The organism is Klebsiella sp. HC6 (assembly GCF_022605325.1).
GTDB classification, from domain to species: Bacteria; Pseudomonadota; Gammaproteobacteria; order Enterobacterales; family Enterobacteriaceae; genus Klebsiella; species Klebsiella terrigena.
The window spans coordinates 1,973,848-1,985,663 of sequence record NZ_CP093276.1; the positions used below are offsets into that span (position 1 = coordinate 1,973,848).

At 58.0% G+C, this 11,816-nt stretch carries 8 protein-coding genes; 1 reads left to right on the top strand and 7 read right to left on the bottom strand.

The window, feature by feature from the left end; translation table 11 throughout:
- Position 1: 1 nt before the first annotated feature.
- The 5 genes from mdtC to MMW58_RS09685 form a co-directional block, all read right to left on the bottom strand.
- Positions 2-3,079, bottom strand: a complete 3,078-nt coding sequence (gene mdtC, locus MMW58_RS09665) for a multidrug efflux RND transporter permease subunit MdtC (RefSeq protein ID WP_133598994.1) — start codon at positions 3,077-3,079, stop codon at positions 2-4.
- Entirely contained in the window at positions 3,080-6,202 is a 3,123-nt protein-coding gene (locus tag MMW58_RS09670) for an MdtB/MuxB family multidrug efflux RND transporter permease subunit (RefSeq protein ID WP_241723200.1), read from the bottom strand.
- Positions 6,202-7,449, bottom strand: coding sequence for an MdtA/MuxA family multidrug efflux RND transporter periplasmic adaptor subunit (locus tag MMW58_RS09675; RefSeq protein ID WP_159237830.1), 1,248 nt, complete (start codon positions 7,447-7,449; stop codon positions 6,202-6,204). The genes MMW58_RS09670 and MMW58_RS09675 overlap by 1 nt, the downstream gene beginning before the upstream one ends.
- A 320-nt stretch (positions 7,450-7,769) precedes the next feature.
- A complete protein-coding gene (locus MMW58_RS09680; protein ID WP_241723202.1) occupies positions 7,770-8,069 on the bottom strand; it encodes a hypothetical protein in 300 nt (99 codons plus the stop codon).
- 3 nt (positions 8,070-8,072) lie between these two features.
- Entirely contained in the window at positions 8,073-8,264 is a 192-nt protein-coding gene (locus tag MMW58_RS09685; protein WP_241723203.1) for a hypothetical protein, read from the bottom strand.
- A gap of 957 nt (positions 8,265-9,221) precedes the next feature.
- Here MMW58_RS09685 and MMW58_RS09690 point away from each other — a divergent pair.
- A complete protein-coding gene (locus MMW58_RS09690) occupies positions 9,222-10,448 on the top strand; it encodes a dicarboxylate/amino acid:cation symporter (protein WP_241723708.1) in 1,227 nt (408 codons plus the stop codon).
- A 321-nt stretch (positions 10,449-10,769) separates the two neighbouring features.
- Here the strand turns inward: MMW58_RS09690 and MMW58_RS09695 are convergent, their stop codons facing one another.
- Both MMW58_RS09695 and MMW58_RS09700 read right to left on the bottom strand, forming a co-directional pair.
- Positions 10,770-11,387, bottom strand: a complete 618-nt coding sequence (locus MMW58_RS09695; RefSeq protein ID WP_241723204.1) for a helix-turn-helix domain-containing protein — start codon at positions 11,385-11,387, stop codon at positions 10,770-10,772.
- Positions 11,388-11,554: 167 nt separating this feature from the next.
- Positions 11,555-11,686: a small membrane protein gene (locus MMW58_RS09700; protein WP_159237834.1), complete on the bottom strand. Its 132-nt coding sequence runs from the start codon at positions 11,684-11,686 to the stop codon at positions 11,555-11,557.
- Between the last annotated feature and the right edge of the window lie 130 nt (positions 11,687-11,816).

Sequence of the window (11,816 nt, forward strand, 5' to 3'; positions counted from 1 at the left end):
ATTATTCGCTTACCGGTTGCCGGGCTTTTCGGGAAAAACGCAGCCGCAGACGATCGAAGAACAGATACACCACCGGCGTGGTGTACAGGGTCAGCAGCTGGCTCACCACCAGACCGCCGACGATGGTAATCCCCAGCGGCTGGCGCAGCTCCGAGCCGTCGCCGCCGGATAGCACCAGCGGCAGCGCGCCGAACAGCGCCGCGAGGGTGGTCATCATAATCGGGCGAAAACGCAGCAGGCAGGCCTGGAAAATAGCCTCTTCCGGCGGCAGGTTGCCGTTACGCTGCGCCTCCAGCGCAAAGTCGACCATCATGATGGCGTTTTTCTTCACTATTCCAATTAATAGCATAATTCCGATCAGCGCGATGAGGCTGAACGGCGCGCCGAACAGCTCCAGCGCCAGCAGCGCGCCGACCCCCGCCGAGGGGAGAGTGGAGAGGATCGTTAACGGATGCACGTAGCTTTCGTAGAGGATCCCCAGCACGATATAGACCGTCGCAATCGCCGCCAGAATCAAAATGATCTGCGAATTCATGGTCTGCTGGAAAACCTGCGCGGTGCCGGCGAACGAGCCGCGGACGCTGGACGGCACCCCGAGCTGGGTCATGGCGCGGTTGATGGCGTCGCTGGCTTCCGACAGGGATTTACCGGTCGGCAGGTTAAAGGAGATGGTGGAGGCCGCCGAAAGCCCCTGATGGTTCACCGACAGCGGGGCGTTAGCCGGCTGCCATTTGGCGAAGTAGGAGAGCGGGATCGGTTTGCCTTCGCTGTTGATAACGAACATCTTATCCAGCGCGCTGACGTCCTGGGTATAGACCGGGTCAACCTCCATCACCACCTTGTACTGGTTAAGGGGCTGATAGATGGTGGAGATCTGCCGCTGGCCAAAGGCGTTGTTGAGCAGGCTGTTGGCGTCCTGCACGCTGATGCCGAGGCGCGACATGGTATCGCGATCGTAGAGCAGGTCCATCTCCGCGCCGTTGTCCTGCTGGTCTGAGTTGACGTCAGCCAGCTCGGGCAGCGCCGCCAGCGCTTTGCGAATTTTGGGCTCCCACTCGCGCAGCGCCGCCAGGTCGTCCGACAGCAGGGTGTACTGGTAGCTGGCGTTGGCCTGACGTCCGCCGACGCGGATATCCTGCACCGCCATCAGGAACAGGTTCGCTCCCGGCTCCTTCGCCAGCTTTTTCCGCAGGCGGTCAATGATCTGCTGCGCCGTTTCCTGGCGCTGGTCGCGGGATTTAAGGGTGATAAACATCATTCCGCTGTTGACCCGCGAGCCGCCGGTAAACCCGGTAACGTTATCCACCGCCGGGTCTTCACGAATGATTTTCATAAAGTCCTGCAGCTTGCCGCGCATCGCCTGGAAGGAGATGCTCTGGTCCGCCTGAATGCCGCCCATCAGCACGCCGGTATCCTGCTCCGGGAAGAAGGTTTTCGGAATTGAGATATAGAGCCAGATGCTAAGGGCAATCGTGCCCAGCAGGACGAGGCCGGTCATTCGGCTGTGTCTCAGCACCCACTTCAGCGATTTGCCGTAGCCGCCCTGAATGGCGACCAGCAGGCGGCCAAAGCCGCGGTTGCGCGTGGGCTCGTGCGGCTTGCCGCTTTTCAGCAGCCAGCCGCACATCATCGGCGTCAGGGTTAACGACACCGCCAGCGATATACCAATCGCCACCGACAGGGTGACCGCGAACTCGCGCAGCAGACGCCCCGGCAGGCCGCCCATCAGCAGCAGGGGTAAAAAGACCGCCACCAGCGACAGGCTCATCGACAGCACCGTAAAGCCCACTTCCCGGCTTCCCTGCAGCGCCGCCTGCAGCGGCTTCATCCCCGCCTCAAGGTGGCGGGAAATATTCTCCAGCACCACGATGGCGTCATCCACCACGAAGCCGGTGGCGATGGTCAGGGCCATCAGCGACAGGTTGTTGAGGCTAAAATCGCAGAGGTACATGGCGGCAAAGGTGCCGATCAGCGATACCGGCACCGCCACCGCCGGGATCAGCGTGGCTCTGCCGGAGCGCAGGAACAGGAACACCACGAGGATCACCAGCGCCACCGAAATCACCAGCGTTTGTTCGACTTCCTCCAGCGAGGCGCGGATCGTCGGGGAGCGGTCCTGGGCGATTTGCAGATCGATCGCCGCCGGAATGGTTTTCTGCAGCTCCGGCAGGCGCGCGCGAATGCTGTCCACCGTCTGGATGATATTGGCTTCCGGCAGCTTGCGGATCATCAGCAGAATTGCCGGTTTGGCGTTGGTCATCCCGGCGTTGCGCACGTCCTGTACCGAATCGCTGATGTTGGCAACATCGCCAAGACGCACCGCCGCGCCGTTGCTGTAGTGCACGATGACGGGCTGATACTCCGCGGCGGTTTTCAGCTCATCGTTGGTGTGTATCTGCCAGCGATGGCTGCCGTCCTCCAGCGCCCCCTGCGGCCTGCGCACGTTGGCGTTATCAATCGCCGTGCGCACGGCGTCCAGCGACACGCCCTGGTTAAACAGCGCCTGCGGATTGAGGTCCACGCGCACCGCGGGCAGGGAGCTGCCGCCGACGTCAACGTCGCCGACGCCGTCAATCTGGGCGATCGTTTGCGCCAGCTGGGTGGAGGCAAAATCGTACAGCTCGCCCTGGGAGTAGGTATCCGAGGTGAGCGTCAGGATCATGATCGGCGAATCGGACGGGTTGGCCTTGCGATAGGTTGGGCGGCTCGGCATGCCGCTGGGCAGCAGGCTTTGCGCGGCGTTGATCGCCGCCTGCACGTCGCGGGCGGCGCCGTTGATATCGCGGTCGAAGTTGAACTCCATAATAATGCGCGTGCTGCCCAGCGAGCTGGAGGAGGTCATCTCGTTGACCCCGGCAATGCGCCCGAGAGAGCGCTCCAGCGGCGTCGCCACCGAGGAGGCCATGGTTTCCGGCGAGGCGCCGGGCAGCGAGGCGCTGATCATTATCACCGGGAAATCCACCTGCGGCAGCGGGGCGACCGCCAGCAGGCGGAAGCCGAGAATGCCGCACAGGGTGATGGCCAGCGAAATCAAAATCGTCGCCACCGGGCGGTAAATGAAGAGGGCGAAAAACTTCATTTACGCCTCCTCCTCACGCCGTGGGAAGCGGCTTTTGAGGTACAGCGACAGGCGGTCGAACAGCAGATAGATGACCGGGGTGGTAAACAGCGTCAGCACCTGGCTGAGCATCAGGCCCCCAACCATGCCGATCCCCAGCGGGCGGCGCAGCTCCGCGCCGACGCCGGTGCTCAGCATCAGCGGCAGCGCGCCGAGCAGCGCCGCCAGGGTGGTCATCAGGATAGGGCGAAAACGCAGCAGACAGGCCTGATAAATCGCCTCACGCGGCGGCATGCCCTGTTCGCGCTCGGCGGCGAGGGCAAAGTCGATCATCATGATGGCGTTTTTCTTGACGATGCCAATCAGCAGGATGATGCCGATAATGGCGATCACGTCCAGCTCGCTGCCGGCCAGCCACAGGGCCAGCAGGGCGCCGACGCCGGCGGTCGGCAGGGTGGAGAGAATGGTGATCGGATGGATAAAGCTCTCATACAGCACGCCGAGGACGATATACATCGCCACCACCGCGGCGACCACCAGCCAGACGGTATTCCCCAGCGCCGACTGGAAGGCAAGGGTGCTGCCCTGGAACTCGGTGCGAATATCGGTGGGTAAATCCAGCGCCTGTTCGGCGGCCTGAATCGCCTCCACCGCATCGCCGAGGGAATAGCCGCTCGGGACGTTAAAGGAGATGGTGGTCACCGGGAACTGGTCGAGGTGGTTGATCGACAGCGGCGTAAAGCGCTGCTCAACGGTGGCGATCGATTTCAGCGGCACGATGCCGCCGTCGCTGCCGGTGAGGCGAATGCCGTCGAGCGCGGCGAGCCCCGGCGTGGCCTGGGTGTCGTGCTCCAGCACCACCCGGTACTGGTTGGCCTGGGTATAGATGGTTGAGATCAGGCGCTGGCCAAAGGCGTTGTACAGCGCATTGTCGACATCGGCCATGCTGATCCCAAGGCGGCTGGCGCTGTCGCGGTCGACGTTGATGTACGCCGCCAGGCCTTTATCCTGCCAGTCGCTGCTGACGTCGGAGAGCTGCGGCAGCGCCTGCAGGCGGGTCAGCAGCTGCGGAACCCAGTTGCTGAGCGCATCCAGCGAGTTGGCCTGCAGCGTGAACTGGTACTGCGTGCGGCTGACGGTGGTATCGATGGTCAAATCCTGGGTGGGCTGCAGATAGAGCGCGATGCCCGGAATGCCGTCCACCGAGCGCTGCAGGCGAGAGATAACCGTCTGGACGCGGTCGTCGCGCTCGCTCAGCGGCTTGAGGTTGATCTGCAGCCGGGCGCTGTTCAGCGCCGGGTTGGTGCCGTCGACGCCCACGAACGACGTCAGGCTCTCCACGGCCGGGTCCTTGAGGATCAGCGCCGAGACCTGCTGCTGGCGCTGGGCCATGCTGGCAAAAGAGGCCGACTGCGGGGCCTGCAGCGTGCCCTGAATAATGCCGTTGTCCTGGATCGGGAAGAAGCCTTTCGGGATAAACACCCACAGCATAATCGACAGCGCCAGGGTGCCCAGCGCCACGCTGAGGGTCAGCCACGGGTGGTTCAGCACCCGGCTCAGCAGGCGGCCGTAGGCGGCAATCACCCGCTCGAAGAAGCGTTCGCTGGCGCGGGAGAAGCGGTTTTGCTTACGCAGCGATTCGTGGCTCAGCATCCGCGCGCACATCATCGGCGTCAGGGTCAGCGACACCACGGCGGAGATCAGGATCGCCACCGCCAGGGTGACGGCAAATTCGCGGAACAGCCGGCCGACGATATCGCCCATAAACAGCAGCGGGATCAGCACCGCAATCAGCGAGAAGGTCAGCGAGATGATGGTAAAGCCGATCTCGCCGGCGCCCTTGAGCGCGGCGGTCAGCGGCTTTTCGCCTTTTTCGATATAGCGCGAGATGTTTTCGATAACCACGATGGCGTCATCGACCACGAAGCCGGTGGCGATGGTTAAGGCCATCAGCGTCAGGTTGTTAATCGAGAAGTCGAGAAACACCATCACCGCAAAGGTGCCCACCAGCGAGAGCGGCACGGCGACGCCGGGGATAATGGTCGCCGGGACGTTGCGCAGGAACAGGTAGATGATCATCACCACCAGGGCGATCGCCAGCATCAGCTCAAACTGCGTATCGCTCACCGAGGCGCGAATGTTGTTGGTGCGATCGGAAAGGACCTGCACCTTGACCGACTTCGGCAGGCTTTCGGTCAGCTGGGGCAGCATCTGGCGCACGCTGTCGGCGGTGGCGATAATATTCGCTCCCGGCTGGCGCTGAACGTTCATGACGATCGCCCGCTGGCTGTTCGCCCACGCGCCCAGCCAGCTGTTTTCCGCGCCCTGCTCGATGGTAGCGACGTCGCCGAGGCGAATCGGCGCGCCGTTCTGGTAAGCGACGATCAGCCGGCGATACTCTTCCGCCGACTGCATCTGGTCGTTCGCGGAGAGCGTCACCGCCCGCGAAGGGCCGTCGAGGCTGCCTTTCGCTGAGTTGACGTTGGCGCTGGTAATCGCGGTGCGGATGGTTTCACTGGTCAGCCCGAGGGCGGCAATCGCCTGCGCGTTGAGCTTCACGCGCACCGCCGGACGCTGGCCGCCGGCGAGGGTCACCAGGCCGACGCCGGAGACCTGGGAGATTTTCTGCGCCACGCGGGTTTCCACCATATCCTCCACCTGGGTCATCGGAATGGCGGAAGAGGTGACCGCGAGGGTCATAATCGGCGGATCGGCCGGGTTCACCTTGCTGTAGACCGGCGGATTAGGTAGGTCTGAGGGGAGCAGGTTGGTGGCCGCGTTAATCGCCGCCTGCACCTCCTGCTCGGCGACGTCCAGCGGCAGCGTCAGCTGGAACTGCAGGGTCACCACCGAGGCGCCGCCCGAACTTTGCGACGACATCTGCTTGAGGCCGGACATCTGGCCAAACTGGCGCTCCAGCGGCGCGGTGATTGCGGAGGTCACCACGTCAGGGCTGGCGCCAGGGTAGAGGGTGATTACCTGAATGGTCGGATAATCCACTTCCGGCAGCGCCGAGACCGGCAGGAAGCGGTAGCCGATAATCCCGGCCAGCAGGATAGCCACCATCAGCAGCGTGGTGGCCACCGGGCGCATGATAAAGAGACGGGAAGGGCCGCCCGTACTGCTCGGCGGTAGGACTTGCATCAGGAGCGCGCTCCTTTTTTGCCGTATTCGCGGCTGGTGGCTTTTTCCGGCGCGGCGGCGGATGCGCTGTGCGGCTCGACGACCTCAACCTTCGCGCCTTCGGTCAGGCGGTCGATACCGTCGGTGACCACACGATCGCCGGCGGAAAGCCCGGCGCTAATGACCACCTTCAGGCTATCCTGAATACCCGGCGTCACCGTATGTTTGCTGACCTTATTGTCGGCGTTCAGCACCCATACGAAGTGGCCCTCGTTGCCCATCTGCAGGGCGGCGGCAGGGATCACCACCGCATTCTGTTCGGTATCCACCAGCATGCGGGCGTTGACGAACTGGTTGGGGAACAGCGCGTCGTCCTGGTTGCTGAAGCGGGCTTTCAGCTTGATGGTGCCGGTGGTGGCGTCAATCTGGTTATCCAGGCTGAGCAGCGCGCCGCTGGCGATTTTCTGCTTGTTGGTGCGGTCCCAGGCCTCAACCGGCAGGGCTTTACCTGCCTTCTGCGCCTGAACCACCGCCGCGATGTCATTTTCCGGCAGCGTGAAGACTAAATCGATCGGCTGGGTTTGCGTTAATACCACGATACCGGTGGTATCTCCGCTGGAGATCTGGTTGCCGATATCCACCTGCTTCAGGCCGACGCGCCCGTCGATGGGCGCGACGATGCGGCTCCAGTTGAGCTGCAGCTGGGCGCTGGCCACCGCCGCTTCGTCGGCTTTAATCGTGCCGTTGGTTTCGCTGACCAGCGACTGCTGGGTATCCAGCTCCTGGCGCGAAACGAGGTTGGTTTTGACCAGCTGCTGATAGCGGGCAAGGTCGCGCCTGGCGTTGGCAAGGGTCGCCCGATCTTTGGCTAGCTGTCCCTGGGCCTGCGCCAGCGCGACTTTAAACTGGCTGGGGTCGATTTCCGCCAGCAGATCGCCGGCTTTTACCTGCTGGCCTTCCTGGAAGTGGATCGCCAGCAGCTGGCCGTCGACGCGGCTGCGCACGGTGACCGTATTGGCCGCGGTGACCGTGCCGAGGCCGCTGAGATAGCGCGGCACCGATTCGCTGGTGGCCGTAGCCGCCTGGACCGGCGCCAGGGGCGCGCCGAAGCGGCCGTGACGGCCGCCCGCAGCAGGCGCACCGTGCCCGGCCGCCGCCGTAGGCGCTTCACCCGCCGTATCACGACCCTGCCAAAACCAGTATGCGGCGCCGGCAACGATGACCACCGCCAGGGCGGTTGCCCAACGAAGTGTGTGACTGCCTTTCATTATTTAGCTATCTCATCCTGAAACGTTTCGCGAAATGATACTAGTTTAGTGAGGGAACGCCTCGCAAAAATGGAGGAATTATGAAAAGACTGTTGAGATATGTCTGGATTGACTCCAAAAGTGGACTCGCTGGCTAGCGTAAGTGCAGGATCGGTGATGCGTACTTCATCACCAGGGATGTTACCTTCGTAGGGAACATCATTGCCACTTTCACCGCCAGGGAAAATATTGATACTCTTATTTCATGTGTAAGTAAATATGTGTAGGACGATAACCGCCTTGCATAAAAAAGGGGTATGGTATAATACCCCTGACGCTACTTAATTTGCATTCGTATATATAGAGCTATGCATTCCCGGACGCGAGATGTATGACGGGATCCCTTGGGTAATTGGGTTTATATTAATGTTTGGTATGGTAATTGTTGGCGAGTTGGCTATTGCATCGTAACCTTTACCTGCAATATAGCCACCTGCAGTTGAACGATACAGTCCCCCATTTGGTACTCGGCTAAAATTCCCGAGTAATCCACCCGCGATATTGCCTACAGCAACTACGGCTTCACGATCCACTCCTCCACCGGAAATTATTTTTACTTCTTCTTTCGTTAACGCTCTCATTGGTCACTCCCTGTTAGTTAAGTTCGGGAATATTTTTAATAACAACACCCATATAGCTGCGCCAAATAAAGAATAAAGCACTGTTTTACCTGTCACTCCGCTACCGGAAATGAGTTGGGTGATATAAAAAACAAAAAACGACTTCATAAACAATACAAATAATTCTTTCATCTGATTACTGCTCCACTTATTCATTTACTCCCTCTGTTATCCGGCGTTCGGGAACATCGTTTTCTCTACTCATTCATGTAGAATATGTTTGCAGATAGCGCAGGCTACAAAATAAAATGTTGTCCATTCGTTTATCGCTGTGTGAGCATGTTTTTTTATTTGCGCTGTTTTTAATAATTACCACTTTATTTTTCTGCTGTCAAAACCCAGATTATGAAAGGAGTATGTGTATGATTTTATATGCTGGTGAGGGTATGCGTGGTGAGAATATAAAAAGCATAATGCTTGACCTGTCTCATATTATTCGCGCAGCTAATGCTGTGCTGATGATATGTTTAGAGTGTGAATATTATAAATGCGCACGCTACATACTATGATTTTTGGAATAATAACAAGATGATTCGGTTATTGGTTTTAAGATGGAGGATCTTTATCTGAAGGATAATGGCTCGGGTTATTATTGGGCTGTATTTATCTTAAGTCGGAATATTATGGAATAGATAAAATTATTTCATATCCCCTACTCTTATAGCGTTACTGAAGATTTCTGGCGAGCTTTAGACGCCTGGCGCAGCGCGATACGGCTAAGCAGTCCGCGGGGCGACACGATCGGTTTACTGGCCGGGACCTGCTATCGGCAGCGTAACGAAAACGGTTCGGCAGGGGTCTGGCAATGGAGGGAATGGGCTGTTCATAAAGGTCTCTGCGCTTGCCAGCACCTCCGGAACTCCCTCGGCAAGGCCCATACGGACTGCGCCACAACCGGGTGTGGCTTGATGTACATCAACTGTCATATCAACTATTTCGTTAATAAACTAAAAAATAGTTGTAACCATAGCGGCTTTTATTCAATTTATACGGTGAATGTTTTAAAGCGCTCCAATAAAAAAAGACATGCGCTTTGAAAACAATTCCTTAAATAAATCAGGGGTAATTTTAGTGGCCAGTGCAAACAAACTCACGCTCTTCATCGTTATCTTCATGCTGATGGGGATACTTTCCGGCGCGGCAATTCACGCCTGGGCCTCCCCGACCGCCATCGCGGTATGGTCGGATAACATCACGCTCTTCACCGATATGTTTTTACGCCTGATCAAAATGGTAATTGCACCGTTGGTCTTCAGCACCCTGACCGTCGGCATAATGCGGCTGGGCGAAACCGCCACTATCGGTCGCGTAGGCGGTAAGGCGATGGTGTGGTTTGTCACCTCCTCGATCCTCTCCATTCTGGTGGGATTAGTGATCGTCACCCTCTGGCATCCGGGCAACGGCCTGAATCTGGCGATCCCCAAAGAGTCCGTGGACACAGGGCTGGCGGTCAGCGGGATGAGCCTGAAAGGGTTCCTGTCGCATACCATTCCGACCAGCATCACCGAAGCGATGGCCAGTAACGAAATTCTGCAAATCGTGGTCTTCTCGATGTTCTTTGGCATCGCCGGGGCATCGCTGGGGGAGAAATTTAACGCCCCGCTGGTGGCCGCGCTGAACGTGGTCTCCCACATTATGCTCAAGGTCACCGGGTACGTGATGTACGTGGCTCCGCTGGCGATTTTTGCCGCTATCTCCTCGGTTATCGCCTCCCAGGGGCTGGGCATTCTGCTGAACTACGCCTCGTTTATCGGCGGCTACTACGTTGCGGTACTGCTCACCAGCGCGGTGCTGGTGGCGGTGGGCTATATGGTGCTGAAAAAAGAGGTCTTCCGCCTGCTCAATATGCTGAAAGATCCGGTGCTGGTCGCCTTTACCACCAGCAGCTCGGAAGCGGCCTATCCGAAGACGCTGGAGCGGCTGGTCAGCTTCGGCTGCTCGCGCAATATCGTCTCCTTCGTTTTGCCCATCGGCTACTCCTTTAACCTGGTGGGTTCGATGGTCTACTGCTCCTTTGCCTCCCTGTTTATCGCTCAGGCGTATAATATCCACCTCAGCTTCAGCGAAATTACGGTGATGATGCTGACGCTGATGCTGGCTTCGAAGGGGATTGCCGGGGTGCCGCGTTCGGCGCTGGTGGTGCTGGCTGCGACGATCCCCAGCTTCAATATTCCGGTCGCCGGGATTTTGCTGCTGATGGGGATCGATCATTTCCTCGATATGGGGCGCTCCGCTATTAACGTGCTGGGCAACGGTATTGCGACGGCGATGCTGTCAAAAAATGAGGGTCAGCTGCAGGAAGAGGTGCCGGAGGCGGAGCCTCAGGGCGTTCAGGCCTGACGATGGCATACGCGCTCTTGCCGGAGCGCGTATTTCTTCCGGCGCGAGGGGGAGCAGCGAGATAAAAAGATGCCCCTAACAGGCACGCAAGGGGCGATGTGACGAAGTAATAATTCCCCGCTAAATACGTTGTTATTATTGTATAACCACGCGGTGAAGCGTCTTTATACCGGAGATGCGCTGATGTTATCCGCTGTCTGGCGGGCATGAGAAGCTATTTTTCCGCACGGTGCTTTTTTTTAGGAATTGCCTCCCTGCGCAACCCCATAAATTCCTAAATTTAAACCCTGGGCCGCAAATATTCCCCGGCGATGACGCAGGCTATCCTCTTTCTCTAAGTAAATTCATAAACTGAAAAAAGTCGTGGTTGTTATTAAGACGGTATTTTTCCATGATTTTACTTTTATGGTAGGTGGTCGTTTTGATACTCACCTTATTGATGGCGGATATTTTACCGATATCAAACCCATGAATAAGACCGTGGGCCACCGCGACCTGCGAACGCGATAGCGTTTGGTGCGGGCAGTGGTTGCAGATTAACCCGGGGTCCTTAAATAATTTAATCGGCGGATTTTCAGCGCTCTTTAGCGCCTTTTCGATAATCGCCCGCATCTGCGCCACGCTGGCCGATTTGATGGCGAAAAAGATAACGTCCCTCAGGCAGTTGACGATGCAGTCCGGCTCCGGGAGGGCATCGTAGCTATGCAGGATAATGACCGAGCTGCCGGGCTTGCGATTTTTGATCAGCGTATTGCACAGGTGAATTTCCCCCGGCAGAAGGTCGGCGAAAATGATGTCCTCGTGCGCCAGGGTATCTCTGCGCACGGAGAAGTTCACCCGGACGCTGGGGCGCTCCCGGGTGAGCTCATTCACCATGTAAACCAGCGCATCGCGGATAAAGGCGCTGCGGGTGTTAAGCGCAATATTAATTGTTTTCATGGCGTGACTTCCTTTATAAGTCAACGTGACGCCATTGCGCGACCGGACCTCCGGCGTAGGCGATGGTTGCTGTGTGTTATGCAGAAAAAGGCTGCGCATCGGCTTATTACCGCTGCCGGTTATTATTGGGCGCATTATTTTTCTTCTTGCCAGAAATCCGCCAGGCGTTATTTTTTACGCCCGTAGGTAAACGGAATCTTCTGTTTTTTTCGGTCCTTCAGATAGGACACCAGGCTGTAGACCGAAATACATAGACAAAATACGCACAGCAGCAGGGCGAACCCCGTTTGCATGTTCATGATGAATTTCCTTTCTCTCAGAGCCTGCCGGAGCTGGCGCTAATAATATTGTGTATAGTGCTAAAAAATAGCTAAGCGTGAATTTTGCTCTACCCTGCCTGCTGGGTCGCGGTTAATGCACCGGCAAAGT

Excerpts from the sequence above, each read along its gene's own strand:
- mdtC (WP_133598994.1), bottom strand. The coding sequence starts at position 3,079 with ATGAAGTTTTTCGCCCTCTTCATTTACCGCCCGGTGGCGACGATTTTG.
- MMW58_RS09670 (WP_241723200.1), bottom strand. The coding sequence starts at position 6,202 with ATGCAAGTCCTACCGCCGAGCAGTACGGGCGGCCCTTCCCGTCTCTTT.
- MMW58_RS09675 (WP_159237830.1), bottom strand. The coding sequence starts at position 7,449 with ATGAAAGGCAGTCACACACTTCGTTGGGCAACCGCCCTGGCGGTGGTC.
- MMW58_RS09680 (WP_241723202.1), bottom strand. The coding sequence starts at position 8,069 with ATGAGAGCGTTAACGAAAGAAGAAGTAAAAATAATTTCCGGTGGAGGA.
- MMW58_RS09685 (WP_241723203.1), bottom strand. The coding sequence starts at position 8,264 with ATGAATAAGTGGAGCAGTAATCAGATGAAAGAATTATTTGTATTGTTT.
- MMW58_RS09690 (WP_241723708.1), top strand. The coding sequence starts at position 9,222 with ATGCTGATGGGGATACTTTCCGGCGCGGCAATTCACGCCTGGGCCTCC.
- MMW58_RS09695 (WP_241723204.1), bottom strand. The coding sequence starts at position 11,387 with ATGAAAACAATTAATATTGCGCTTAACACCCGCAGCGCCTTTATCCGC.
- MMW58_RS09700 (WP_159237834.1), bottom strand. The coding sequence starts at position 11,686 with ATGAACATGCAAACGGGGTTCGCCCTGCTGCTGTGCGTATTTTGTCTA.